The organism is Polaribacter sp. KT25b (assembly GCF_900105145.1).
GTDB lineage: Bacteria > Bacteroidota > Bacteroidia > Flavobacteriales > Flavobacteriaceae > Polaribacter.
Genome location: NZ_LT629752.1, coordinates 653,768 through 680,655 on the forward strand (window position 1 = coordinate 653,768; position 26,888 = coordinate 680,655).

Consider the following 26,888-nt stretch of genomic DNA (forward strand, 5'->3'; position numbering starts at 1 on the left):
ATATGCACTAAAAGAAGGTACTTAGGGTAAATTTGGTGTGTCTATCTGTAAATATTGTTTATAACAGTAAATTAAGAAGTATGTTCTTCACTTTTTTCTTCTGCAAATTTACTTGGCGAAACATTATACATTTTTTTAAAAGTTTTAGAAAAATGATGTCTGTTTTTAAACCCTGTCATTAAAAAAACTTCATTTACAGGTAATTTTTCTTGTGCTAATAATTGTGCAGCTTTTTTTAAACGATAAGTTTTTAAAATTTCAAAAGGTGTTTGATTGGTTAATTCTTTTACTTTTTGATAAAAATGTGTTCTGTTTAAATACAATTCTCTTGAAAGGCTATTGATATCAAAATCTTGATTGTCTAAGTTTTCTTCTATAATACTGTATAACTTTTCTAAGAAAGCATTATCGTTTCTGTTATTTTTATTATTCTCTTTTGTTAAAGGAATACCAACTTGAAACCGTTCTCTTAATTGTTTTCTATTAATTAACAAAGCTTCGACATTTGTTACTAAACGTTGCACATTAAAAGGCTTTTTAATGTAAGCATCTGCACCGTCTCTTATACCTCTAACATGATCTTCTATATTAGATAAAGCGGTTAAAAGAATAACAGGAATATGGCTAGTTTTTAAGTTAGATTTAATACTAATGCATAAATCTAAACCGTTTAAAACTGGCATTTGAACATCACTAATAACAATATCTGGCCACTCATCTTCAAGTGCATCTAAACATTCTTGGCCATTTCTAAAAACTTTAATTTTAAAGTATTTTGATAAAATATCTGAGACGTAATTTCTCATTTCTAGATTATCTTCTGCATAAAAAATTAGTGTATCAGAAAAATCACCACTTACTTTTATGTCTGATAATATTTCTTGTTTAATAAATTGTTTATCAATTTTAATCTCTTTTTCTTCTGGAAGTTCAATTACTTCATCGATAATTTCATCTTCTTCAATTTGTATTTTTACAATTGGTAATTGAATTGTAATGGTTGTACCTTTATTAATTTTACTTTCTGCTTTTATGTAGCCATAATGCATTTCTACTAACTTTTTAGTAAAAGCCAAACCAATTCCTGAACCAGAAATATGTTCTTTTTGTATAGATTGCGATTGATAAAAGCGTTCGAAAACATGTTCTAAATCTTCTTCGTCAATTCCCATTCCAGAATCTGAAACAGTAATCGTTAAATCTTTTTCATTGCTTCTAAAATCAATGTTTATTGTATCGTTTGCTCTGGTGTATTTAAAAGCATTACTAATTAAGTTGTTTATAATTTTCTCAATTTTATCTTTATCAGCAGATACAATTATGTTTTTCTCTTTTGATGAATAACTAAATGTTTTTTGATCTTTTTTAGCTAAAAAGTCAAAATCTTTAACGAGTTGATCTATAAATTTATTAAAGTTAAATCTAGAATAATGCATTTTAAGCATATTAGCATCTGCTCTTCTAAAATCTTGAACTTGATCTACTAATTGCTTAATTTTTTTTAATTGTCTTTTTACTAATCCAAGTTTTTCAGAAACATCTAAATTATTTTTATATCTTTCGGTAAGCGTCTCAATTGGATTAGTTATGAGTGTTATTGGAGTTTTTATTTCATGCGAAATATTAGAAAAATAGCGTAGTTTAGACTCATTTAATTCTTTTATACTATCTAATTCTAGCTTTTCTATAGTTACTTTATGATGTAAAGATTGAATTTTAGTAATTGAAAACACAATAGCATAAATAAATAAAACAAGTAAAACAAAATACCCAAAATATGCCCAATAGGTTTTCCAGAAAGGAGGCGTAATTGTAATAAATAACTTTTTAGGCGCAGACCATTCATTTAAAGAGTTAGAAGCCATATACGTAAACTCATATTTATCTGGTTGTAAACCACTATATCTAATAATGTTTTCGTTAGATGGTAATATAATCCAATCTTTATTTACTTTAGATAATTTGTATTTAATTGTATGGTTTTTGGGGTTTGAAAAATGAAGACTAATCAGCTCAAAAGAAAAAACATTTTCATCATAATTTAAAACTATTCTTTCTTGTTTAGAAATGTTTTCATTAAGTAACACTCTATTGTTTAAAGTGTCACCAGATTTTATAAGTTTATTAAAAACTTTAAAATTGCTTAAATAGGTATTTGGCAATTCTTCACTTTTACTAATTTCTTGCGGATTAAAATAGCTAAATGTATTTAGGCCAGAAAATAATAAAACCCCATTTTCTAATTTTTCTGATGTAAACCAAAAGTCTTCAAAAGGTAAACCATCTGCTAAATTAAATTTTCTAAATTGCTTACTTTTTAAATCAAATTTATTAAGTCCGATGTTGGTAGGAATCCAAAGGCCATGTTCATTATCGTATAAAATATTTTTTGCTGCGTTATTAGATAAACCTTCTTTTTCTGTATAAGGAATAAATTCTAAGGAAGTTCCGTTTTCTAGAACTCTACAAATTCCGCCGTTTTCGGTAGAAATCCAAAGTTCTTCATTTGGTAAACGAATTATTGATGTTACAAAATTGCTAGAAATCGAGTTTTTCTTTTCTTTATTAGTAGTGTATTTTTCTGCAATTTGATTTTTTAAAGCAACATTTTTTTTGTTTTCTAATCTAAAAAAACCATGACCAGAACCAATCCAAATATACTCTTTTAGATGATCTGCATAAATATATCTAATAGTTTTTAATTTATTTTTTTTAAAAAAAGGATTAGAATTTAAAGACTCAATATTTTTAATAATAGTGTTTTTATCAACTGTAATTTTATAGACATTATTACTTGTACCTATCCAAATATTTCCTTCTTTGTCTTCAGAAAAAGATCTAAATAAGAATCCGTCAGAATTTTCTAAACTTTTATGTGTTATTTTTTCGAGGGTGTTATTTTTATTTCTAACAATATATAAGCCATCAATTTCATTAACTTTTAACCATATATTTTTTTTACTATCAACAAAAACTCCTCCAATTTTAAAGTTTTTTGGTAGTTTAAAAGGTAAAGTATCAAATGTATTTGTTTTTGTATTAAATAAATTTAGATTTCCAGATATAGTAACGATAAAAACTCTGTTTTTATCATATTTAGACATAAAATTAACTCCAGTGGTTAAAACTTTATTTATGTTTTTTTCATTGTTTTTATATGTTTTAAAAGGGTTTTCTTTGATGTTGAATTGATATAGACCTTCATCAAAAGTACCCACCCAAATATTATTATTAGATGAAGAAATAATGCGGCTAATTCTTAATCTATTTAAATTATCGGTAAATCTTTTCTCTTTAAAAGGTTCTTTAAAATCATTCTTTAAAGCAGATGTAAAGTTTTCTATTTGAAGAATTCCATCATTTAATGTTCCTAGCCATAAATTTCCTTTAGAATCTAATTTTATGCTATTAAAATTATCATTGATAAAGATTTTTTTCTTTAATATAAACTCATTGTTTTTATTTAAAGAAAAAACAGCAAGACCATTATTAAGAGTTGATAGAAAATTTGTAGCATCGATTTTTACAATAAAATTAGAAGCTGTGATTTCTGACGAGAGAATTTTTTCAATTTTATTATCCGAAGAAACTTTGTAAAGAAAAAGACCTTCTGAGCTTGAAAAAATAATGTTTCCATTTTCTAATTCTAATGCTTTGTAAAACATTAGATTGCTAGAATACTTGGTTGAAGTAAATATTTTTTTTACTAATTTATAAGTTGCATCAAAAACTAAAACACCATTTCCTTCTGTAAGACAATAAATTAAACTGTTTTTTTTACTAATAAGGATTTTTCTAATAATTGGGCCATTTTCTTCGTCATTTGAGTCCTTATTAGTGTATGCTTTAAAAAAAGTTTCTCGTTCGGTGTTATAAATTGTTAAACCTTCGTCTGTGCCAATTAGTAGGTTTTTGTTTTTATCTTCAGAAATAGATCTTACTCTATTGCTTGTTAAAATGTCTAAGTCAATAGCATTTTTATAAGTAGTTAGTTTTATGCCGTCATATTTGTTAAGACCTTCATATGTTCCAATCCATAAAAACCCGTTAGAATCTTCAAAAACAGAAGAAACACCATTATGAGCTAAACCATTTGATATTGTTATTTTTTTTGCAAATGTTAGTTTAGATTCTTGAGCATAAATAGTGTGTATGCTTAGGTGTAAAAGCAGAAACAATATATTAAACTTTCTTATCATTAGGTTTTTTTAAGACTTATAATTGGACTAATATACTACAGTTTGTATTAATAAATAAGTAGTTGTACTAATGTGATAATTTTTAAAAAAGCATTTTAGATTTTGTTTTTATTAAAAAAAAATCAGAAAAAAAAAAGAAATAAATAGTAATGAGTTTACATATAACCAGTGCTAAAAAGTGATTAAAAATAATAGGTTAATAAATACAAATATAAATTTAAAAAAGTGTCTTGCAAATGCTTTAAAGTAAAAATAAGCGATTTTTAGCTTAAAAATATCAATAGGCTAAATAATTAAGATAAAATACTGCAAGTATGAGATAATTATAACAAAAATTGAAATCTTAAGATTTTGTTAATTTACATATCGATTTTAATGGTTCAAAATCTGTTAAAAAACTATTAAACTATTAAGATCTAGAAAATATTAATTTAAAAATTAAAGGTAATTAAATGAAAATTTTAAATTTATTATTAAAAAAACAGAAGGTTAATGGCTTGTTGTTGTTACTTCTATTAATGCTCAGTTTCACAACATTTGCACAGACGATAACAGTAAAAGGTACAGTTAGCGATATTGAAGATAAAATGCCGATTCCTGGTGTTTCTGTGGTTGTAAAGGGAACACAAAATGGTGTTTCTACAGATTTTGATGGAAACTATTCGATCAAAGCTAAATCTGGAGATATACTTATTTTTAGTTATTTAGGTATGAAGGAGAAAGCTATTAAAATTAAAGGACCTACTTTAAATGTGTCTATGGTAGCAGATGTACAAAGTTTAGAAGAAATTGTAGTAATTGGTTATGGAACTGTTAAAAAGAAAGAGTTAACTGGTGCTGTAGCAAGAGTTGATGCCGAGGCGCTAGAAAAAATTGTTACCTCAGATTTAGGAGCTGCTTTACAAGGGCAAATATCTGGAGTAAATATTGTTTCTTCATCTACACCAGGTGGAAGTGCAGAAATATTAATACGTGGTATTACTTCTGTAGGAGACGATAATACACCTCTATATGTAGTTGATGGAATTATACAAGATGGAGATCCTGGAATACCACCAAGTGAAATAGAAACTATAAATGTTTTAAAAGATGCAGCTTCTGCAGCTATTTATGGTGCACGTGGTGCTACAGGTGTAATTTTAATTACAACAAAAAAAGGTAAAGCTGGTACACTTAAAATTAGAATTAATGGTACTTCTGCTGTGCAAGTAAGAAATGCTGCGGTTCCATTAATGAATTCTACAGAGCAATTATATAGAGAAATAGTAACTCAAAGAAATACTACAACTACTTTAGATGAAGATTATAGTTCGTCTACATTGCGAAACCCATATTTATTGCAAAATAACACAGATTTAAATGATATTATTTTTAATGATTTTGCACAAACACATAACTATAATACAAGTATTTCTGGAGGAACAGAAGAAGTTGCATATAATGTTACTATGGGAATGTTTAAGCAAGATGGTTTACAGTTGAATTCTGCTTATGAGCGCTTTAATGTAAGATCTAATACAACTTATAATAAAGAGAAGTTTAGAGCTCAAACAAGTGTAGGTTTGTCTTTAGATAGAAGAGATATTCCAAGATCAAATCTGTTATCTCAAGCTATTGTTTATAGTCCATTACAAAATGGTTTAGACTTAGACGATTCATCAACCTTAGGAGATGATGGTGATGATGCTACGAGATTAACTTGGGTCGTAGAGAGTTTAAAGACAAAAGAATATTTAAAAACCTTAAGAGGTAACGCTTCTCTTAATCTTAATTATGATATAAATAAAAATTTTAGTTTAAGTGGTAATGTCGGAATAACGTATACAACTGCAAGAGGTAAAATAGATGTGCCTTATCAAGAAGTTATAAATTCTTCAACAGGAAACGCTCTTACTCAACCTACAAATAGTTATATTGAAGATAGTAGTAATGAAAGAGTTAATATTTATAGTGAAGTTGGTGCAAACTTTAAAAAAGAAATTCAAGATCATTCTTTAAATCTTGGGGTGTTTTTAACTGCTGAAAAAACAACTTTTGAACAATTTTCTGCTAGAAGAACAGAAAATACAAATCCTGATTTTAATGTTTTAGATAGTGCTACTGGTGAACAGTTGGTAAGTTCTGGTTTTGATTATACTACAACAAGGTTAAGTCAAATTGGTCGTTTACAGTATAGCTATAAAGGTAAGTATAATTTAAGTACTAGTATTCGTGTAGATCAAAGTTCTATTTTTGATGAAGATTTAAACTTAGGTGTTTTTCCTTCAATTGCTTTTGCATGGAATATTTCTGATGAAAACTTTTGGAAACCACTAAAAAGAACTGTTAATAGTTTAAAATTAAGACTTTCTCGTGGTACTGTTGGTAATGACCGTGCTACTCCTTATTCTTATCTTGGTACAGTAACATCTAATATTAACTATGTAGGTGATACAGGTAGCGAAGTACTTTTAAATGGTGCTACACAAACCTCTTTTGTAAATCCATTACTTAAATGGGAAACAAGTAAACAATTTAATTTAGGTGTAGACGCAGGTTTCTTTAAAAACAAACTTACCTTAAGTGCAGAGTACTATACAACAAATAAAGAAGATATGATATTTCCTATCTTTTTACCTACTTCTGTTGGAGGAGGTAACAATGCTCGAATTTATGCAAATGTTGGAAATATGACAAATGATGGAGTTGAATTGGCAGCAAGGTATAGACATCGAATAGGTAAACTTTGGTTTCAAATGTCAAGTACATTTGCTACTAATAGAAATGAAATTACAAAAATTAATGGAGATACAGATTCTTATCCTACAAATGATATAGGTTTAGTAGGTAGAGCTCAAAATCAATCTAGAGTAACCTACCATAAAGTAGGAAGAGAAGCTGGTGCATTTTATTTATGGAGAACAAACGGTATAGTAAATACTGAAGAAAAATTAGCAGAATATCAAAAAATAGATAGTAATGCTAAAATGGGAGATGTTATTTTTATAGATCAAAATGGTGATAATGAATTAGATGATGATGATAGAGTATATAGTGGAAGTGGTTTACCTAAATTCGAAATAGGATATAATTTTGCTTCAACATACAAAAATTTTGATTTTTCAATGAACTGGTACGCAGCTATTGGACACGAAATTATGAATGGGTTTAATGCATGGGCTTACGGCTTTGGAAGGCATAAAGATTTAATTTACCAATGGTCTGAAGCAAACCCAGAAACAAACATACCAGCTTATAGAGATGATATTAGAAATCATCGAAACTTTATTGGATATAGTGATTTATGGTTAGAAAATGGGTCTTACTTAAGATTAAAGCAAGTAACTTTAGGATATAGTTTACCAGATGAGGTAACCAAAAAATTGGGTATCGATAAATTGAGGATTTACCTTAGTAGTCAAAACCCATTAACATTTACTAACTACTCTGGATATAACCCAGAAGTTGGTGGAAATGTGTCTTCAAGAGGTTTAGATAAAGGAACTGGGCCAGTTTCTGTTCAGTATTTAGCAGGAATTAATTTCAATTTTTAATATCAAAATAATTATGAAAAATATATTTTTAAAAATAGTAATAGTAATTCTTACAGTAGGTGTTATAACCTCTTGTAGTGATGAGTTTTTAGATCAAAGCAATCCTAATGAAGTTGATGTAACTAATTATTGGAGAAATTTAGAAGAAACTCAGGCAGGGCTTCATGCAACCTATAAAATGTTATATAACCCTAGTACATTTAATATTATAGAAGAAATGCTAAGGTCAGATCTTGGGTATCCTAGTTTAGATAGACCTTTACCAGCATCACCAAATACCTTTTATATTCATACTTATACATCTACAACAGATGAAGTAAACGATAAGTGGCAAACTAATTATACAGGTATATTTAGAGCAAACCAGGTTATTGAAGCATTAGAGAGTCTAGAATCTGAAGGAGAGATTACAGAAGAAGATGTAGCTGATTGGACATCACAAATGGCACAGGCAAGGTTTTTTAGAGGGCTTTTTCATTATAATTTATACACAACTTACAATAAAGGAGCCATTATTATAAGAGATAAAGTGCCAACAAGTCTTGATGAATACAGTATGCCTTTATCAAATGCAGAAGATGTTTTAAAGTTTATTAGAGAAGACTTAGAGTTTGCTTATCAAAATTTATATAAAAATGGAGAATATCCAGATGGTGATATCTCTAAAGTAACAGCTGGTGCAGCAGGAGCATTATTAGGCGATTCTTATTTAAACGAACTAGATTACACTAGTGCAATGACTTATTATAATGATGTAGTAAACAATCATGGTTATCAATTAGAAACAGATTTAGAGAAAATGTTTACTACTGCTGGTGAGTTTAATAGTGAATCTATTTTTGAGATTAATTTTACAGCAGATAATGTAGATTTAAGTTATGGTCCTTGGGATGGAGAAACTGGTACAAATACGTATGCATTATATACTAGAGGTAATACTCAAAAAACCGCATCTAGTCCAGTTTGGGTTGCTTATGCATACAAAACAGAAGAAAAAGATCCTTTAGATCAAAGAAACTATTATATAGATCCACTTGATAATACTAAAAAAATAAGAAATGTATCTCTAAGAGCTTCTTCTATGTTAGCTGTAGTTGAAGATGTGCAAACTACATATTATCAAGTTCCAACTCACCTAGTTACTGCACCTCCATTTAATGGAGTAAAATGGGGTGGCTTTGGATGGTGGAAAAAATATTCCAATCATGATATTGTGGCTTTAGAATCAGATATACCAAATGGTGCTGCATATTCTGCAAAAAATGTAACTTTACTAAGATTGTCAGGAGTACTATTAAACTTAGCAGAATGTAAAATTAAAACAGGTGATGTTGATGGGGCTTTAACACTAATAAATAGTATTAGAAAAAGATGGGGATTAGTTTTATTAGGAAAGCCTAATGGTGATACAGCTTATACGTATGATAAAGAGGATACAGATGCAGAGTATACAGCAGATGAATTGATGCAACGTTTTATGAGAGTTGAAAAACCATTAGAAATGGGAGCAGAAGGTCATGCAGCTAGATGGTTAGATTTTCAAAGATGGAAAAAATCTGATAATTATGGTTTTGGTGACCGTTTAAAAGAGTTAGAGGCATTAACACTTTACGGAGTTAATTACGATTATATTGATGAGAACGGAGCAATAAAAACGAAAGGAAATGCACCTTCAGTATCAGAAGATAGCTCTAACGCAGTGGTTACTGTAGATTATGAATATGATTTATCTGCTAGTAATTATAGTGAAGATAAACATGGTTATTACCCAATTCCTTCTAGAGAAGTAGAATCTAATAATAAAATTGATTAAAAAATCAAAAAATTATTCTAAAACAACAACAATGAAAAAATATATAATAAAAACGCTTCTACTAAGTTTATTGGTTTTAGTAGGTTGTAATGAAAAATATGCAGATTATACAGCACCGGGAGAAATTAATGATACCTCTTGGATTATTGGTTTTGATCAAAATAAATCAGCAGAAAATGCCTATTTGATTAATATTGATACCTATATTTCTTTTTTAGATTTATCTCAAGGTTATATAGATCATGAATGGCAAATAGAAGAAGGTAATAAGTTTTTAGAAGAAGGGTTTACTAAAAATGATTCTTTACCATTATTTATAAAAAATGATGAAATTACTACTTCGGATGAGAAAGCCCATGTGTTTTTTAGAAAAAAAGGATTAAACACAGTTAGACTTTACAATACTTTTTCTAGTCCAGTAACTAGAGAAACTAGTTTAGGAACCTATACATCAAAAAAAGTTGGAGACCTTTATGTAGTAGATACTACTTTTACTTTTGATGTTTTTGGTTACATAGAACCAGCATTTAGAATTTTACAAGACGGTGTTGTTAAGTTAGAAGTTTCTGCCGAAGACATGCCTAGTTTAGATAATGAAGCAGAATGGCCTGTTGTAGAAGTTAAGGCGGCAACCTCATTAACTTACGAAGATTTAACGGTAGAAGGTAGACCAAATTCAAGAAAATGGAATATTCCAGACGGAACTCCAGCAACTAGTAATGGAGAATCTGCTATAATTAAATTCTTTAGATTAGGAACTTATAATGCAGGTACAATTACCTCTAATAGATTTGGTTCATTTCCTACTGCATCCGCAGAAAAAATTATTCCTTTAAAAGTTAAAGTAATACAATCAGATTTACCTTTTGAAATTAATGGGCAAATTAAAGAAGCAGAAGATGAGGTTTTAAGTTTTCAAGTTACAGGAGAAATTGAAGATTTTACAGGTCAAGAAAGTTTCTTTACAGTAAATGTAAAAAATGAAGGTTTTGATCAAAACATAGCAGTAAGTCAAGCTAAAAGAAGCGATTCTGACGGAACCTATATAGAACTAAAACTAAGTGAGTCAATATATAATTCAGATGTAATAACAGTTAATTATTCAGGTGGTTCTATTCAATCTACAGATGAAAGAATTTTGGCAGATTTTACAGCACCAATAACGGTAGTACCTCATTTTGGAAATAATGTTTTACCAGGAAACGGTTGGGCAAGTTTTGAAACTCCAAATGGAGCTATTAACAATGCATTTGCACAAGATTATTTTATTGGAAATGTAAATAAAATAGATGGAAGTGATACTGAAGGCTATTATATGAGAGATACAAGTAAATCTTACTTAGGTGATGCATCTATGAAATTTGAATCTACAGATGCAAATCCACTACCAAGTATTAATCTTTGGGGATTTGCTTTCTCTAAACCAGATCCAATAAAAGCAGGAACTTACAAAATGTCTTACAGAGTTTGGTTAGAAGAAGGTAATACACTTAAAGCTATTAGAACAGAAATTAATAAACCTAATTTTTTACAACAAGTTTGGGATATAGAAAATACACCAAGAGGTAGCTGGCAGTTAATTACTAACACACTTGTTTTACCAGATGATGTTACAGAAACCAATTCTAGATGGGCGTTTAGAGTACATCCTCAACTAAATGTTGGAGTAACAGGAGCACAAAAAATGTATATAGATGATTTTTCTTTAATAGAAATTGAAGAAAGACCTTAACAGTAAAAATAAAACATACAATGAAAAAAATAATAAAATTTATAGCTGTGTTCGCAATGATTTTTGCATTGACTTCTTGCGAAGAAGAAAGTAATTTTAAAGAATCAGAAATTGCTTTAACCCCTGTTTATAGTATTACAGACATAACAGGAACAAATGCAGCTTTTAAAATTAATTTTTACAAAGAAATAGATTTACTTACAGAATACTCTACTGTAGATAAATTAATTAGTTACATACCTTCTGGCTATGTAGATAATTCAACTTCTGATGATTATATTATAGAAGCTACAGTAATAAAAGAAAGAACTGTTACTGTTGATGACGAAGAGACGATAGAACCTTATACGGCTAAATACACTGTAAATGCTTCCAAAATAACAGGAGATGGAACTATGGTTGTTTTGTCTACTTATCAAGATGCTGAAACATCTACTAACTCATATATAATTAAAGTTTCTGAAGACCAAGTGTATAATTAGTCTTAGATTCTGATGAACTAAAAGGGATTATATGAATATGTAATCTCTTTTTAGTTTTTTATAAAAGTTATCTTATAATCATTTATTGTAGTTTATTATCAATAAAAAATGGTTTTTAAAACCATATATAGGTAATATTTGATGTATTTAAGATAATATAAGACGAAATAAAAGGACCCTAAATTAGTAATTTTATCAACTATAGATAGGTGTCATTAAATAGATAACTTACAAAATTAAATATTAAAGAAAAGTACTATGACAATTGATAAAATAGAAGCATTTGTATTAAAAGATAAACTATCTAATAGTTTCTTCTTTTCACAATGGGAATATTCAGAAAGATGTATTTGTCTTGTAAAAGTTACAGCTTCAAATGGTCAACATGGTTGGGGAGAAGCTTATGGTCCTGCTTCAATGGTTCAAGCTGGTATTAAATTATTAGAGACCACAGTTCTTGGAGAAAATCCTTTAGAAAATGAAGTAATTTGGAACAAAATGTATAGAAAAACATTAGATTTTTCTAGACGTGGCGTTTATATGGCTTCTGTAAGTGCAATAGATATTGCGCTTTGGGATTTAAAAGGGAAAATTTTAGGTTTACCAGTATCAACATTATTAGGTGGAGCTCATAGAAAAAAAATAAAACCATATGCAACAGGTTTATACTTTACTAATCATGATAATTTTTCTGATGGTTTTGTAGAAGAAGCTAAGTTGTATGTTTCTCAGGGTTTTAAAGCCATGAAAATGAAAGTTGGTTTAGGTATTAAAGCAGATGTTGCTAATGTAAAATTAATTAGAGAAACCATTGGTCCAGATATAGCTTTAATGGTAGACTCTAATCATGCTTATACTTTTAGAGAAGCTGTAGAACTTTCTAATAAAATAGAAAAATATGATATTGGTTGGTTCGAAGAGCCAATCTCACCAGAGTTTTATGAACAATATAAAGAGTTAAGAACAAAAACAACAATCCCTATTGCTGGTGGAGAATGTGAATATTTACGATTTGGGTTTAATGAATTAATAAAAAATAAATCTGTAGATATTTTACAACCAGATATTTGCGCATGTGGTGGTTTGACAGAAGCAAAAAGAATTGCAGCTTTGGCGAGTACAAATGGTGTAGATTTAATACCTCATACTTGGGGCACATCAATTAGCTTACATGTTGCTTTACATTTTATATCAAATATAGAATCTGTTCCTGGAAGAATGTATCAACCAGACTTTTTAATGGAATTTGATCAAACAGAAAATGGTCTTAGAGACAATTTAACATTTCCTAAATTAGCAATGAAAGATGGAATGTTAGACGTGCCAAACAGACCTGGTTTAGGGATTGATGTAGATGAAGAAGTGTTGCGTAAGTATGTGGTTTATGAGCAGACAAAACAAGATATAATTGAAAAAATATTAAAATAAAAACTAATGAAGACTAAAAACTTCGGATATAAAAAATTATACATCGACGGTCAGTTGGTTGATGCAGAAAGTGGAGAAAGAGAAGATATTATTTGTCCTGCAACTGGAGAAGTAATTGCTCAAATTGCAAAAGCTGGTAAAGCAGATGCAGAAAAAGCATTACTTTCTTCTCAAAAAGGGTTTAAATATTGGTCTAAACTTTCTTTATCAGAAAGAACAGAATGGATGCTTAAACTTCGTGATGCTATTTTAGAAAAAGAAGATGAGTTAAGAAGTGCAATGATTCATGAAATGGGTAAAACCTATGCAGGATCTGAGGAAGATATTTTAAGACTTACAGAAGCTTTAGAATGGTATCCTAATGCAATGAAAAACTTAAGAGAAGAGCAAATTCCAGATTATGAAGGAACTCACACTCATAAAATGATTTCTAAACCAGCAGGTGTTGCAATTGCTTATTTAGCATGGAATTTTCCGTTGTTAAATGTTGGTTATAAAATTGGTCCAGCATTAGCGTCTGGTTGTTCTTTAATTATTAAGCCTTCAACTTTGTCGCCTTTATCAACATATATGGTTGGCGAAATTTTAGAAAGCATTAATTTTCCTGCAGGAGTTGTTACTATTTTAGCGGGTTCTAGTAGAGAAGTGGCAACACCAATGACTACAAGTAAAATACCGGCTGTAATTACAATGATTGGTTCTACTCAAACAGGTCAAAGAATTATTGCTGATAGTACAACATCTATCAAAAAATTAGGAATGGAATTAGGTGGAAATGCACCTTTTATTGTTTTTGAAGATGCAGATTTTGATACAGCTTTAGACCTTGCTATTGGTTTAAAATTTGGTAATACAGGTCAAATTTGTGTTGCCGCAAACAGAATTTTTGTTCATAAAAATATTTATGATAAATTCTTAAAAGCTTATGTAAAAAGAGCATCAGAATTAAAAATTGGTTTTGGAACAAAAGAAAATCAAGACGTTTTTATGGGGCCTCTGGCTTCTAGAGATGCTAGAGATAGAATGTTTGAATTAATTGAAGATGCAGTTAGTAAAGGAGCAAAATTAGAATATGGAGGCAAAATTCCAGAAGGTTTACCTGAAGGAGGAAACTGGTTTCAACCAACAATTGTATCTGGGATAAAAACAGATATGAAATTATTTAGAGAAGAAACTTTTGGCCCAGTTGCAGCTGTAATGCCTTTTGATACTGATGATGAGGTTTTAGAATTAGCAAATGATACAGAGTTTGGTTTAGCTTCTTATCTTTTTACAAATAATAATAAGAGAATAGAACGTTTTACAGAGGATTTAGAATTTGGAGAAATACAGATAAATGGTGTAAAATATGCTATTTATTTACCACATGGTGGATTTAAAAATAGTGGAATAGGGCATGATTGTTCTCATTTAGCACTAGAAGATTATTTAGTTAAAAAACGTGTTACTTCAGCATTATAAATTATGGCAAAAAACCTATTAAAAAATAGTTTAAAAGAAGGTGAAACTTTATATGGCCCTTTTTGTAAAATACAAGATCCAGCAATTGTAGAAATTGCTGCCTTAAGTGGTTTCGATTTTGTTATTATTGATATGGAACATGGCCCTTATAGTATAGAATCTTTGCAAAATATGATTAGAGCTGCAGAAGCTAGAGGAATTACGCCTGTTGTTAGAGTTACAGAAAATTCTGAAACTTTAATTCTTAGAACTTTAGATGTTGGAGCAAAATGCATTCAAGTTCCTCAAATATGTACAAAAGCAGATGCAGATAGATTAGTAAAATCTACTAAGTTTTATCCGAAAGGAGAAAGAGGAATGTGTCGTTATGTAAGAGCTGCAGAATATACAAATATTAATGCAGTGGATCATTTTGGTAAAGCCAATAATGATATTACTACTATTATTCATATAGAAGGTATGGAAGGTATTAATAATTTAGAAGAAATTGTACGAGTTGATGGTATTGATGTGATCTTTTTAGGTCCTTATGATTTGTCTCAATCGTGTGGAGTTCCTGGTGATGTTAATAATCCTATGGTAGTTGATGCTATGAAAGGTGCTGTAGAAACTGCTAAGAAGTATGGTAAGTTTGTAGGTACGTTTACAGAAACTCCAGAAAAAGCAAAAATGTGGAAAGATATTGGAGTTCAATATATTTCTTATGCTGTAGATGTTGGTTTAGTAATGAATACTTTTAAAGAAATTACAACACAATTAAAAGAAATAGTTTAACTATTATATAACTAATTTTAAAAACCTATAAGCAGCATGTTTATAGGTTTTTTTATTGTTTATAATATCCTTTTCTGTAACTAGCCTGAATTAATAAGAATAAGATGATAATCTTCTTGATTGTCATACATCTTAATGGATGATAATAAATTTAGGTCAAAGAATTAGGTTAATACTAAATGTATTTAACCTGTAAAAATAGCATTAAGCTAAAATTAGTAATCGTTAAATTTTAAGTAAAAAAAAGCTAACAAATTTTAATTTGCTAGCTTTTTCAGTAAGTATTTTTTAGGGATATTTATTTTTTTAATTCTTAATTAATTTTTTAGTAGAAACACCTTTGTCAGAAGATATTTTAACTAAATAAACAGATGTACTTAAAGAAGAAACATCAACTGAATTTTTAGTAGATGATAAAACTCTTTTACCTAATAAGTTAAATATTTCAACTTTTTTAAGAGTTTCTTTAGTATTAATAGTTAAAACATCATTTACTGGATTTGGAGACATAGAAAAATGAAAATTATTAAAACCTTTTGTAGATAATACAGCACCATTTTTAGTTATTGTTAAACTATTTTGATAAAGTGCATTAATTGTGCTATTTCCTTTTGTATAAAAACCTAATGCCCAATTAAAAAAATAAGCGCCACTACCAGTTAAAGCATCATAAATTTCTTGTTTAATACCAGTACTTGTTTCTGTAGTAGAAGCAACACTAGAACCTATATTTGTTAATCTTGCAGATTTTGTAGTAGAAGCAGCATCATCGCCTAAAGTATATTCAAAAATAATTTCATAAGCTGCTTTATCAGCAGTAGATATACTAGGATTAGTTGCAAAACTAGATCCTCCAGAACTAGTCAACTCAACAGAACCAGTTTGTACAGATTTAAATAAAACACCATCTCTTAATTGTCCTAAATCAGAACTTGCAGGAGCATTGTTAGGAGATAATCCAGATACAAACATATTAACATCACCGGCAGCAGTTCCAAATGTTTCATCAGTATTAAAAGGTTGGTCATCATTACCAACTCTATAAACGGTTCTAATAGTTATTACATCACCAGAAGCACCAGTAATAGGAGTACTACTTAATAATGAGTAAGCGAAATTTGCACCAGTACTAATTAAATCAGCATCAGCATTACTTACCCAAGTACTTGCATTATTAAAATGACCTGCTAACCAATCTGCATGTGCATTTAAATCTGCAACAACTCCTGCATCATCATAAGACGCCTCATCAAACGTTGAATTATAAATTGTAGTTTGTGCGCTTATTGAAGCAACAAACAAAAATGATATTAATAATGTAAAGTAAATTTTTTTCATAATTAGTTAAGTTTAAAGTTTATATTATTTTTATAAAATTACACACATAATCAAGTTAATTCTTCCTTGAAATTACCTTTCACTTGCACGGGTTTATCATATTAGTTCATTTAAATAAAGTCAAATAGGTATAATTACTGATGAAATTTTCTAAAATTAATAGTAAAAAACAACAGTTGTTTTTTGAAAATATGCCAAAAGTAAATTTAGTATCATATTTGTCATATCTGATAAATTAGTTTGTAATTTGATTATTTAAATGTGAGGTAAAATTTTTTAAATAAAATTTTAAGACTAAAAAAACAAATTTTCAGGCTTCAAAAAAGTAGAAAATGTTTCACTTATAATGTAAATAAAATTTAAAATACTACTAATAATTGAGAGTAATAGTTTAGTTATCAGATTAAAATTTAAAATTAAATGTTTCTAAAATTTGATTCAATAAAAAAAAAACCTCATTTTTGTTTAGAACTATTAAATAAAGTTAAAAAATTACAATAAATGAAAAAGAAAGTATTTGTGTCTGGTTGTTTTGATATGTTACATAGTGGTCATATCGCATTTTTTAAAGAAGCTTCTACTTATGGAGATTTATATGTAGGTATAGGTTCTGATGCCACTGTGCACGAATTAAAAGGGCGTCATACTATAAATTCTGAACAAGAAAGAATTTATATGATTAATGCAATTAAGTATGTGAAAAATGCTTTTGTAAACTCTGGTTCTGGAATGTTAGATTTTAAAGAAGATCTAGAAAACTTAAAACCAGATTATTTTATTGTAAATGAAGATGGTTTTTCTCCTGCAAAAGTAGAATTATGTGACGAACTAAATATCGAGTTAAAAAACTTGAAAAGAATTCCAGATGCAGGTTTACCAGAAAGATCAACAACATCATTAAGAACAGGTGGAATTTGTAGTTTGCCTTACAGAATAGATTTGGGTGGTACTTGGGTAGATCAACCTTACGTTTCTAAATATCATCCAGGTTGGGCAATAACACTTTCTTTAGAACCAATTGTAGAATATAATGAACGTTGTGGAATGTCTACTTCAACAAGAAATGCAGCAAAAAAAATATGGCCTCATTTTTTACCATTAGATAAACCACAAAAATTAGCAGAAATACTTTTTAAGTTTGAAAACACTCCAGGTTCTGAGATGGTTTCTGGCGCTCAAGATGCAATAGGTATTTGTATGCCTGGGCTTGTTAGGCATTATTATAGCGATGGTTATTGGCCAACAAAATTCGAATCTGTACATGATGAATCTATTCTTGGTTGGTTAGAAGAACATATTCAAATGGTACTTTTATGGCCTAGAGAACAAGGTTTAGATTTATTAGGTGAAACTTATATTAATGAAGAAAATGTAAAATCTTTAGCCAATGCTTCTGAGGAGGTTTGGGAAGCAATACAAAACAAAGATTTAGAAAAGTTTTCTGAAGCATTTTTAAAGTCTTTTAATGCGCAAGTAAAAATGTTTCCAGCAATGGTTAACGATAGAATTCTTAAAGAGATTGAAAAGTATAAAGAAAAAGCACTTGCTTGGAAATTAGCAGGAGCTGGAGGAGCAGGATACTTAATTTTAGTTTCAGATAAACCTATTGAAGGTGCCATGAAAATAAAAGTGAGAAGAAAAGAAGCTTTATAGTTCTAACACTTAAAAAAAACCTTTTTTGTTTTTTTGTTGAAATCAAAGAAACAAAAAGGGTAATAATGTTAACAATGAAACTCTTACTATTAAATTAAATACTATTTAATCTTCTATAATAGTATAATCAAAAAATATGGTAGCATAAGCTTCGGCGCTACCAATATCTTCTATTTCGAATTTTAATTCATCATTAATATAAATTTGAGCATTTAAACTATAAGGTAAACCATTATTTCTATATGCATTTCCTTGAATTTCTGAGTAACTGTAATCTGGAAGTGAAATAATTATTGGTTCTTGATTTCCACTGCTGTCATACGTAAATTGTCTAGGTCCGTATAAATCTGTATTCGTCTCAAAATCGTGATATGAAACTACTATTTCATCAAATTCGGGTCTATCAGTAGATAGAATAATTTCTACATTTTTAGGAACAATTGGGGTAGTTTCTGTCTCAGTTGTACTTGTTGTAGTACAAGAAATAGTAACTAATATGATAAGTATGGTTATTATTTTTTTCATAACATTATATTTGTCAAAAACTATTTATACAAAGTTAGTGAAATTAGAATTCCTTAAAGAATTATCTAACAAAAATACCCATTCGATTACAAATAAACATGTTATGAAACCATTTAAATTTAAAGAGTTTTCTGTTCATCAAGATAAAACGGCTATGAAAATTGGTACAGATGGAGTTTTATTAGGTGCTTGGAGCTCTGTTGATGATTATTTAGATACGATTTTAGATATTGGTGCAGGTACAGGAATTATCTCTTTAATGTTAGCACAACGTTCTGATGCTATGACGATTGATGCTGTTGAGGTTGATGAAAATGCGTATGAACAAACGGTAGAAAATTTTGAGCAATCTGACTGGGCAGATCGATTGTATTGTTACAATGCTAATTTTCAAGAATTTGCTGATGAAATTGCAGATGAAGAAGAAATATACGATTTAATTATTTCGAATCCTCCATTTTATACTGATGACTTTGAATCTGATAATAGAGCTAGAAATAAGGCCAGGTTTACTTCTGCATTGTCTTTTGAAGAATTACTTGCTGGAGTTGTGAAAATTCTTTCTTCGGATGGTAAATTCGCAGTAATCATCCCTTTTAAGGAAGAAGAAAATTTTGTAAATTTAGCAAAGTCGAAAGGGTTATTTTTTAATAGAGTTTGTCATGTTCAAGGCAATCCTACATCAGAAATAAAAAGAAGTTTAATGGAATTTTCTTTTCATCCATCAGAAATAAAAAAAGAACATTTAATTATTGAAATTGAACGTCATCAATACACAAAAGAATATATAAATTTAACCAAGGATTTTTATTTAAAAATGTAATTTTCTTGTTCAAATCTGCCTAAAAATAAGCTTTACCCAACTACATTATTAGGATTATAACCTAAATATTCCACATTCCTTTCTGTAAATTTAACTCCGTGGTTTTCTAATTCTTTCAAAATTGGTTCATATACTTCTTTGGATATTGGCAACTGAACTCCTGGTTTTTTAATTTCTCCTTTTAAGATTTTTAAAGCTGCAATTGCAACAGGTAAACCCACTGTTTTTGCCATCGCTGTATACGTTTGATTTTCGCCTAAAACGACCAAACTACTCTCAATTTGATATTTTTCTCCATTAAGTTCATAGCCAAATAAATGTTGCATTACAATCATGTCTTTATCGTTTTCTTGTAAAGTCCAAGAATCTTCTAAAACCTTTTGAAGCATTTTAGCCGGAGTTGCATTTGTAAGTCCAATTTTTTTCTTCGGATTAAAAATATCGAGTTCAACTAATTTTTCCCACATAATATCGTCTTGATCAATTTTTAAATAAGAACGAAGTTTTAACTCAACAGAATCCGAAGGAGAATATGCTAAAAATAAGTTCACAAAATCACGATAACTCATGTTTTTAGAATCTTCAATTGTATAGGAATCGTCCGTCATTCCTAATTGAACAAAAATATTCCAAGCTCTAGAAAAACCAACTTTTCTAATCGTACCTCTGTACATTGTTGGTATGTTGTCTAGTCCATAAACACTTCTGTATTTTAAAGAATCTCTGTTTGCATAGGCTTCAAATTTACCAGTTCCATGAACGTTTAAAAACTCAGTTCTTCTAAATAATTTATGATACGGAATATATTTATACGTGCCTTCTTGTTTAAACATTGCAGCGCCACCTTGACCCGCCAAAACTACATTTCTTGGGTTCCAAGTAAATTTATAATTCCATAAATTAGTGTCACTTTCTGGCGCAACTAAACCACCACAAAACGATTCAAATAATAACATTTTTGCCTTTTTTTCTCTAATTCTATCAATAATTTGCATGGCACTCATGTGATCTAAACCAGGATCTAAACCAATTTCATTCATAAAAATTAATCCTTTTTCTTTGGCAGCTTTATCCAATTTTTTCATTTCTTCGGATATATAGGAAGCTGTAACCAAATGCTTTTCAAATTTGATACAATCTTTGGCAACTTCTATATGAAAACGAGCTGGTAACATAGAAATTACGACATCAGAATTTTTAATTTCATTTTCACGTTGTTGTGCATCAAAAATATCTAAAGTAATTGCTTTTCCATTTTTATGATTATTGATTAATTTTAAAGCGTTTTCTGTAGAAATATCAGCAATTGTTACTTGTAAGTTTTCTTTATCAGATGTGTCTAATAAATATTTAATTAAAGAAGAACTCGATTTTCCTGCGCCAATTATCAATATGTTTTTCATAAAATAAAGATGTATTTTTGTATAATTACGAAGATACTTTAATTGTTTGAAATTTAACAAAAATCAATATAAATGTTTAAAAATTTAATTGTTACCTGTTTTTTAGGAATGTTAGCCATAATTTTAGGAGCTTTTGGTGCGCATGCCTTAAAAGAAATACTAACTTCAGATCAATTATTAAGCTTTGAAACTGCTGTGCGTTATCAAATGTATCACGTAATTGTATTGTTATTTGTAAATACTTTTGACGGGTTTTCAATCAAACAAAAAAATAGAATTAGTTATATTTTCTTCTTAGGAATTTTGTTTTTCTCCGGATCAATTTACCTCATTCAACTTACTGCTATTACAGCAAAATCAATTTGGTTTATAACACCTTTAGGAGGTTTATTTTTTATAGTAGGATGGCTGTCAATGATTGTGATATTCGTAAATAAAATTAGAGAATAGGTAAAATAATAATAATTTTCACTAAAATATACGTCTATTTTAAATTATTGTTTAGTTTTGTCTGATTAATAACTACTAAATAAATTGATATGTTAGGTACAAGTACGAAATCGATTTCGTTAAATAATCTAGGAATTAAAAATGCAACAATTCGTTATCAGTTATCATCAAACGAATTACATGAAGAAACTATTAAAAAGAAACAAGGAGTTTTGTCTTCTTTAGGAGCAATTGCTGTTAATACAGGTGAGTTTACTGGGCGCTCGCCTTTAGATCGTTTTATTGTAAAAGATGAAATTACAAAAGATGAAGTTTGGTGGAGCAAGATAAATTTACCTTTTAAAGAAGATAAATTTGATAAACTCTATGATAAAGTAGTTAATTATTTATCAGAAAAAGAGATATTTGTTAGAGATTCTTATGCTTGTGCCGATGAAAAATACAAACTAAATATTAGAGTTGTAAATGAATTTCCTTGGAGTAATATGTTTGCCTATAACATGTTTTTAAGGCCAACAGAAGAAGAATTAAAAGATTTTTCGCCTGAATGGACTGTAATTAATGCGCCAGGTTTTATGGCGGATGCTGCAATAGATGGAACACGCCAGCATAATTTTGCAATCTTAAATTTTACTAAAAAAATAGCCTTAATTGGCGGAACAGGTTATACCGGAGAAATCAAAAAAGGAATTTTTTCTGCATTAAACTTTATACTTCCAATGTTTAAAAATACAATGCCAATGCATTGTTCTGCAAACGTTGGTAAAGAAGGCGATACTGCTATTTTCTTTGGATTATCAGGAACAGGAAAAACCACGTTGTCTACAGATCCAAACAGAAGTTTAATTGGCGATGATGAACATGGTTGGACTGCAGAAAATACCGTTTTTAATTTTGAAGGTGGTTGTTATGCAAAAGTGATTAATTTATCAGCAGAACAAGAACCAGAAATTTATGCAGCAATTAAAAAAGGAGCCATCTTAGAAAATGTTGTGATGGATAAAAATGGCGTTGTAGATTTTGCAGATACTTCAATTACGCCAAACACAAGAGTAAGTTATCCAATTTATCATATAGATAATATTCAAGTGCCATCAATAGGTAAAAATCCAAAAAATATTTTCTTTTTAACTGCGGATGCATTTGGCGTTTTACCACCAATTTCTAAGTTAACTCCAGCACAAGCAGCCTATCATTTTATATCTGGTTATACAGCAAAAGTTGCAGGAACAGAAGCCGGAGTTACAGAACCTGTGCCAAGTTTTTCGGCATGTTTTGGCGCGCCTTTTATGCCTTTGCATCCAACGAGATACGCAGAAATGTTAAGTAAAAAAATGAAAGATGCTGGTGTAAATGTTTGGCTAGTAAATACAGGTTGGTCTGGTGGTAAATATGGCGTTGGTAGAAGAATGCCTTTAAGATATACACGAGCAATGATTACAGCAGTTTTAAATGGTAGTTTAGGCGATTATACGTACGAAGATTATCATATTCACTCTGTATTTGGAGTTGCGCAACCAAGAACTTGTCCTGGAGTTCCAACGGAATTATTAAGTCCGAGATCTACTTGGAATAACGATGAAGCTTATTATAAAACAGCATTTCAATTATCGAATGCATTTAGAGTGAATTTTAAACAATTTGAAGAATTTGCAAACGAAGAAATTCGTAGAGGAGGTCCACAACGTTATGCATTATAGATAAATATTTAGTTGAAGAAAAGCATCCAAATTTGGATGCTTTTTTTATGAAATAAGAACAATTTATTTTGATAAGACTTTTTAAACTTAAATATTAAATTCAATGATTTTGTTTTATACTGATTAAGGAATGTAAAATAAATCCATAAAAATTTTAATTTACTATAATTAAGTCTTAAAATTACATTCATTTAAGAAGTAAGTTATGATAAAGACTGATGTTTGTATTATTGGCGCTGGTCCTTCAGGAACGAGTACTTCTATAATGCTGTCTAAACTTAAAATTAAACATTATATAGTTGATAAAGCAACTTTTCCGCGTGATAAAACTTGTGGAGATGGGTTAATTTTGTATGCTTATAAATCATTACTAGCGCTAGGTTTGTTAGATAAGTTTGTGGCGCATCCAAAGTTTATTCATAGTAAAAAGATTAATCTACACATAAAAAATAATCTAAAGCTTCAATTTAAAGAAAGTGAAGATAGAAATATGGTTATTTCTTATGGAAAACGTATTGATTTTGATTGTTTTTTAGTCAATGAATTATCGAAAGAATATGCAACTTGTGAGTTTGGAAGTGGCGTTAAAAATCTAGAAGAAACATCCGAAGGAATTATTGTAACACTTAAAAACGGAAAACAAATTATTGCAAAAATTGTTGTTGGAGCAGATGGAATACAATCAATAGTTTCTAAGAAATTAGCAGGTTTTAGTTCTGATAAAAAGAAGATGTCTACATTTATTAGTGCTTATTTTAGTAATGTTAAAATGCCATCAAATAATGAAGCTGAAATACGTTTGCATTATAATAAAATGCCTTTGTTTTTCTATGTTTTTCCGTTGCCAAATAATGAAGTAAATGTAACTTTAGGTGGTAATACACAAAAAATTTTAGATAATAATATCAATTTGAAAGTAGAAATTGAATCAGTTATTAAAAATCATTCAAAAGTTGCACCAAAATTTATTGATGGAAAACAAATAAGTTCTTGGCGAGGTTGGGGAATTCCTTATCACTTTGAAAGACAAAAGGTTTGTGGGAGTAGATTTCTATTGGTTGGTGATGCAGCTGGTTTAGCAAATTCTTTTTATAAAGAAGGAGTGGGGACAGGAATGATGTCTGGCATTATTTGTGCTAAAAAGATTGCATCTTGCTTAAAAGAAAATAATTTTTCTGATTCGTTTATGTCATCCTATAAAAAAGATTTAGATAAAGAATTTGGAAAATTACTAAGATTTAGTGAGTTTGCTTTAAAGGTTGCTAGGTTTAAATCAGTTTTTGTAGGAATCGCAAAAATCAGTAAGAATATTGTTGAAAAAAGAGCTTTTAATATTATCAGAAAAAGAAGTTATTAAATAATTTTTTCATCAAGTTTAGTAGAAAATTAATCAGAAGAAATAAGAAGATTAGAAGGGTTTTATCTTTCTGTATTTTAGAGCAATTTTCTTTTTAGGTAAAAATTCTAATTTTGATCTTCTTTTGTATTTGAGTTAATAATAACATTTATAGAGTTAAGCTTAGCGTTATTAATAGCCTAACTTTGTGTAAGTGAAAAACACTTATTTAGTTTAACTTTAAAATATATAAAACATGAGCAAGAGTAGCAATACAGTAGTAGGATTATTAGCAGGAACAGTAATAGGAGCAACTTTAGGAATTTTATTTGCACCAGATAAAGGAGTAAAAACAAGACAAAAAATTTCTGATGAAGCTTTAAGCGTTAAAGATAAGTTAGTAGAAACTGCAACAGATTTAAAAGAGAAAGTTTCTTCAACTGTTTCTGATAAAAAAGAAACATTAGATGATCAATTAGAAGAAGTAGTTTCTAATGTAAGTCATAAAGCAGAAGATGTTATTTCAACTTTAGAGAAGAAATTAAAAGAGCTTAAAGAGAAAAATAAAAAATTACAAAAATCATAATAGTATATGAGCATATTTGATAATTTAAAAGATTCTGCGGATAAAGGAACAGATGCAAGTAAGCAATTTGTTACTAAAACTTTCGAGCATACAAAGCTTAAGGCTTTTCAAGTAACAGCATTAACTCTAAGTATAATTGTCAAACTTTTTATTATTGGAAGTTTGGCAGTTTTAGGGTTTATATTTCTAGCAGTTTCTTCTGCAATAGCATTAGGAGAATACTTTGATAATATTGCTTTTGGATATTTATTTGTAGGGTTATTTTTCTTGATTATTTCTTTATTTCTTTATTTTTTTAGAAAGTATTTTGATAAAAAAGTAATTACTAATGTGTCAAAAATATTTTTTGATTAATAAAAAATAACTTTAAAAAGTATAAAATGAAAGCATATAAAAGTTTCGAAGAAATAAATAGAGATTTAAAGCAATTGTCGCTCGAAAGACAAATAGCTTTAGAAGAACTTAAAATGGTGAAAAATGATTTTGAAGAAAGTTTAAAACCTTTAAGTATTGCAAGAAATGTTCTTACAGCAATAGGTAAGTTTGGCACTTTAATGTTTATAAAGAAAATTATTAAATAATTATTTGTTGATAAGGGACCTAAACTTTTTACGGTGTTTAAACAACACTTAATAATTTTTTCTTAAATCCGTTTGGCGTAATTCCATATTTTTCTCTAAAAATTTTAGAGAAATAACTTCTACTGCTAAAACCAATACTATAAACTATTTGAGATATATTTAAATCAGTATTTTTTAACATATCTCTTGCAGATTCTAAGCGAATATGTCTAATATATTCGGTGACAGTTCTGTTGTATAAAAACTTAAATCCGTCTTGTAATTTTGCTTGCGTTAATCCAGAATCTAAAGAAAGATCCTCTAAAGTATAATTTTTAGCAGGATTTTTTACAATTCTACTTGCAAATTTACGTACTATTTTTAACTCTTCTTTTGCTAAAGAAGTTGGTAAAGGCACACCTTCTAAAAGTCTATTATGTTGTTGAATGTGTAAAGACAAAATTTCATAAACTAGAGCTTCAATTTTAAGAACGCGTAACATTCCTTTTCCTCTTATTTTTTTTAACCTTTTAATATGATCTGCCATTTTAAGGTTTAAAGTACCAAAATGAGAAAACCTATTATTATGATCTGTGTCTACAAAAACTTCATAGAGTTTATCATTAAGCGTAGATACTTTTGTGGTTCTTTTCTTTAAAAAATGTTTTCTAACTATTTGGATAACATTTATTTCTAGAGCTTCATTTTTAGGAAAATTAATGTAATTATATCCGCCAGTTTTATTTGTAAATATTAATGATTGAAATTGATCAACATTCTTTTCTTCATTTTGAAAACCAAATCGATGTTTTAAAGAACCGATTGAAGGGTAAATAAAACGAATAGGATTAAATTGATCGTGTGCTTTTATTTTTAAAATTAGTTTTTTACGAAAAGTAATATCAAAATCTAATAAATTTACGCCCCAATCAAAAGGAGTATATTTTATTTTTCCAACGGCGTTTTCATTATCAATAATTAATGTAAACTCGCTCCAATGTTCTTCAATTTTGCCTCCAATAGCTTCCTTAATTTGCTCAATAGTATCTTTTGGGCTATCAGCAATTATTTCAATCTCAATCATAGAAGAAA

The 26,888-nt window shown here is 28.9% G+C and carries 20 protein-coding genes; 15 read left to right on the plus strand and 5 right to left on the minus strand.

Translation table 11 applies throughout. The features are described 5' to 3' along the window. Positions 1-71 precede the first annotated feature (71 nt). Positions 72-4,199, minus strand: coding sequence for a hybrid sensor histidine kinase/response regulator transcription factor (locus BLT70_RS02585; protein WP_091891149.1), 4,128 nt, complete (start codon positions 4,197-4,199; stop codon positions 72-74). Positions 4,200-4,651: 452 nt separating this feature from the next. On the opposite strand from BLT70_RS02585, the gene BLT70_RS02590 reads away from it, so the two are divergent. The 7 genes from BLT70_RS02590 to BLT70_RS02620 all read left to right on the plus strand — a co-directional run bounded on the left by BLT70_RS02590 (position 4,652) and on the right by BLT70_RS02620 (position 15,422). After that, positions 4,652-7,732 (plus strand): TonB-dependent receptor, encoded by a 3,081-nt coding sequence (locus tag BLT70_RS02590; protein ID WP_231962799.1) that lies wholly within the window; start codon positions 4,652-4,654, stop codon positions 7,730-7,732. 13 nt (positions 7,733-7,745) lie between these two features. Then, positions 7,746-9,545 (plus strand): RagB/SusD family nutrient uptake outer membrane protein, encoded by a 1,800-nt coding sequence (locus tag BLT70_RS02595; RefSeq protein WP_091891152.1) that lies wholly within the window; start codon positions 7,746-7,748, stop codon positions 9,543-9,545. A gap of 31 nt (positions 9,546-9,576) precedes the next feature. Then, positions 9,577-11,277 carry a hypothetical protein gene (locus tag BLT70_RS02600; RefSeq protein WP_157691828.1) on the plus strand — a complete coding sequence of 567 codons (1,701 nt, stop codon included), beginning with the start codon at positions 9,577-9,579 and terminating at the stop codon, positions 11,275-11,277. Between the two features lie 20 nt (positions 11,278-11,297). Continuing rightward, entirely contained in the window at positions 11,298-11,759 is a 462-nt protein-coding gene (locus BLT70_RS02605) for a hypothetical protein (protein ID WP_091891158.1), read from the plus strand. A gap of 258 nt (positions 11,760-12,017) precedes the next feature. Next, on the plus strand, positions 12,018-13,187 hold the full coding sequence (locus BLT70_RS02610; RefSeq protein ID WP_091891161.1) for a mandelate racemase/muconate lactonizing enzyme family protein: 1,170 nt from the start codon (positions 12,018-12,020) through the stop codon (positions 13,185-13,187). 6 nt (positions 13,188-13,193) lie between these two features. Then, positions 13,194-14,648, plus strand: coding sequence for an NAD-dependent succinate-semialdehyde dehydrogenase (locus BLT70_RS02615; protein WP_091891165.1), 1,455 nt, complete (start codon positions 13,194-13,196; stop codon positions 14,646-14,648). 3 nt (positions 14,649-14,651) lie between these two features. Then, positions 14,652-15,422 carry an HpcH/HpaI aldolase/citrate lyase family protein gene (locus BLT70_RS02620; protein WP_091891168.1) on the plus strand — a complete coding sequence of 257 codons (771 nt, stop codon included), beginning with the start codon at positions 14,652-14,654 and terminating at the stop codon, positions 15,420-15,422. A gap of 306 nt (positions 15,423-15,728) precedes the next feature. On the opposite strand, the gene BLT70_RS02625 is transcribed toward BLT70_RS02620, so the two are convergent. Next, a complete protein-coding gene (locus BLT70_RS02625) occupies positions 15,729-16,760 on the minus strand; it encodes a T9SS type A sorting domain-containing protein (RefSeq protein WP_091891171.1) in 1,032 nt (343 codons plus the stop codon). 501 nt (positions 16,761-17,261) lie between these two features. Here BLT70_RS02625 and BLT70_RS02630 point away from each other — a divergent pair. Next, a complete protein-coding gene (locus BLT70_RS02630; protein WP_091891173.1) occupies positions 17,262-18,413 on the plus strand; it encodes an adenylyltransferase/cytidyltransferase family protein in 1,152 nt (383 codons plus the stop codon). Positions 18,414-18,518: 105 nt separating this feature from the next. On the opposite strand, the gene BLT70_RS02635 is transcribed toward BLT70_RS02630, so the two are convergent. After that, on the minus strand, positions 18,519-18,938 hold the full coding sequence (locus BLT70_RS02635) for a hypothetical protein (protein ID WP_091891176.1): 420 nt from the start codon (positions 18,936-18,938) through the stop codon (positions 18,519-18,521). Between the two features lie 103 nt (positions 18,939-19,041). Between BLT70_RS02635 and BLT70_RS02640 the strand changes: the two genes are divergently transcribed. Next, positions 19,042-19,761, plus strand: coding sequence for a tRNA1(Val) (adenine(37)-N6)-methyltransferase (locus tag BLT70_RS02640; protein ID WP_091897342.1), 720 nt, complete (start codon positions 19,042-19,044; stop codon positions 19,759-19,761). Positions 19,762-19,793: 32 nt separating this feature from the next. Here the strand turns inward: BLT70_RS02640 and BLT70_RS02645 are convergent, their stop codons facing one another. Beyond that, complete coding sequence (locus BLT70_RS02645; RefSeq protein ID WP_091891179.1) at positions 19,794-21,164, minus strand: saccharopine dehydrogenase family protein; 1,371 nt, start codon at positions 21,162-21,164, stop codon at positions 19,794-19,796. A gap of 72 nt (positions 21,165-21,236) precedes the next feature. On the opposite strand from BLT70_RS02645, the gene BLT70_RS02650 reads away from it, so the two are divergent. The 6 genes from BLT70_RS02650 to BLT70_RS02675 all read left to right on the plus strand — a co-directional run bounded on the left by BLT70_RS02650 (position 21,237) and on the right by BLT70_RS02675 (position 25,817). After that, positions 21,237-21,614: a DUF423 domain-containing protein gene (locus tag BLT70_RS02650; protein WP_091891182.1), complete on the plus strand. Its 378-nt coding sequence runs from the start codon at positions 21,237-21,239 to the stop codon at positions 21,612-21,614. Positions 21,615-21,703: 89 nt separating this feature from the next. Beyond that, on the plus strand, positions 21,704-23,314 hold the full coding sequence (gene pckA / locus BLT70_RS02655; protein WP_091891185.1) for a phosphoenolpyruvate carboxykinase (ATP): 1,611 nt from the start codon (positions 21,704-21,706) through the stop codon (positions 23,312-23,314). A gap of 205 nt (positions 23,315-23,519) precedes the next feature. Then, positions 23,520-24,671 (plus strand): NAD(P)/FAD-dependent oxidoreductase, encoded by a 1,152-nt coding sequence (locus tag BLT70_RS02660; protein WP_091891188.1) that lies wholly within the window; start codon positions 23,520-23,522, stop codon positions 24,669-24,671. A gap of 235 nt (positions 24,672-24,906) precedes the next feature. Further along, positions 24,907-25,236: a YtxH domain-containing protein gene (locus BLT70_RS02665; protein ID WP_091891191.1), complete on the plus strand. Its 330-nt coding sequence runs from the start codon at positions 24,907-24,909 to the stop codon at positions 25,234-25,236. Positions 25,237-25,242: 6 nt separating this feature from the next. After that, entirely contained in the window at positions 25,243-25,590 is a 348-nt protein-coding gene (locus tag BLT70_RS02670; protein WP_091891194.1) for a hypothetical protein, read from the plus strand. Between the two features lie 26 nt (positions 25,591-25,616). Then, positions 25,617-25,817, plus strand: a complete 201-nt coding sequence (locus BLT70_RS02675) for a DUF6327 family protein (RefSeq protein ID WP_091891197.1) — start codon at positions 25,617-25,619, stop codon at positions 25,815-25,817. A 37-nt stretch (positions 25,818-25,854) separates the two neighbouring features. Here BLT70_RS02675 and BLT70_RS02680 read toward each other — a convergent pair whose 3' ends face one another. Beyond that, positions 25,855-26,880, minus strand: coding sequence for an AraC family transcriptional regulator (locus BLT70_RS02680; protein WP_091891200.1), 1,026 nt, complete (start codon positions 26,878-26,880; stop codon positions 25,855-25,857). Positions 26,881-26,888 lie beyond the last annotated feature (8 nt).

Coding starts and splice junctions, on each gene's coding strand:
- BLT70_RS02615 (WP_091891165.1), top strand. CDS start 13,194: ATGAAGACTAAAAACTTCGGATATAAAAAATTATACATCGACGGTCAG.
- BLT70_RS02665 (WP_091891191.1), top strand. CDS start 24,907: ATGAGCAAGAGTAGCAATACAGTAGTAGGATTATTAGCAGGAACAGTA.
- BLT70_RS02635 (WP_091891176.1), bottom strand. CDS start 18,938: ATGAAAAAAATAATAACCATACTTATCATATTAGTTACTATTTCTTGT.
- BLT70_RS02640 (WP_091897342.1), top strand. CDS start 19,042: ATGAAACCATTTAAATTTAAAGAGTTTTCTGTTCATCAAGATAAAACG.
- BLT70_RS02680 (WP_091891200.1), bottom strand. CDS start 26,880: ATGATTGAGATTGAAATAATTGCTGATAGCCCAAAAGATACTATTGAG.
- BLT70_RS02630 (WP_091891173.1), top strand. CDS start 17,262: ATGAAAAAGAAAGTATTTGTGTCTGGTTGTTTTGATATGTTACATAGT.
- BLT70_RS02660 (WP_091891188.1), top strand. CDS start 23,520: ATGATAAAGACTGATGTTTGTATTATTGGCGCTGGTCCTTCAGGAACG.
- BLT70_RS02600 (WP_157691828.1), top strand. CDS start 9,577: ATGAAAAAATATATAATAAAAACGCTTCTACTAAGTTTATTGGTTTTA.
- BLT70_RS02610 (WP_091891161.1), top strand. CDS start 12,018: ATGACAATTGATAAAATAGAAGCATTTGTATTAAAAGATAAACTATCT.
- BLT70_RS02675 (WP_091891197.1), top strand. CDS start 25,617: ATGAAAGCATATAAAAGTTTCGAAGAAATAAATAGAGATTTAAAGCAA.
- BLT70_RS02670 (WP_091891194.1), top strand. CDS start 25,243: ATGAGCATATTTGATAATTTAAAAGATTCTGCGGATAAAGGAACAGAT.
- BLT70_RS02620 (WP_091891168.1), top strand. CDS start 14,652: ATGGCAAAAAACCTATTAAAAAATAGTTTAAAAGAAGGTGAAACTTTA.
- BLT70_RS02625 (WP_091891171.1), bottom strand. CDS start 16,760: ATGAAAAAAATTTACTTTACATTATTAATATCATTTTTGTTTGTTGCT.
- BLT70_RS02605 (WP_091891158.1), top strand. CDS start 11,298: ATGAAAAAAATAATAAAATTTATAGCTGTGTTCGCAATGATTTTTGCA.
- pckA (WP_091891185.1), top strand. CDS start 21,704: ATGTTAGGTACAAGTACGAAATCGATTTCGTTAAATAATCTAGGAATT.
- BLT70_RS02585 (WP_091891149.1), bottom strand. CDS start 4,199: ATGATAAGAAAGTTTAATATATTGTTTCTGCTTTTACACCTAAGCATA.
- BLT70_RS02595 (WP_091891152.1), top strand. CDS start 7,746: ATGAAAAATATATTTTTAAAAATAGTAATAGTAATTCTTACAGTAGGT.
- BLT70_RS02650 (WP_091891182.1), top strand. CDS start 21,237: ATGTTTAAAAATTTAATTGTTACCTGTTTTTTAGGAATGTTAGCCATA.
- BLT70_RS02645 (WP_091891179.1), bottom strand. CDS start 21,164: ATGAAAAACATATTGATAATTGGCGCAGGAAAATCGAGTTCTTCTTTA.
- BLT70_RS02590 (WP_231962799.1), top strand. CDS start 4,652: ATGAAAATTTTAAATTTATTATTAAAAAAACAGAAGGTTAATGGCTTG.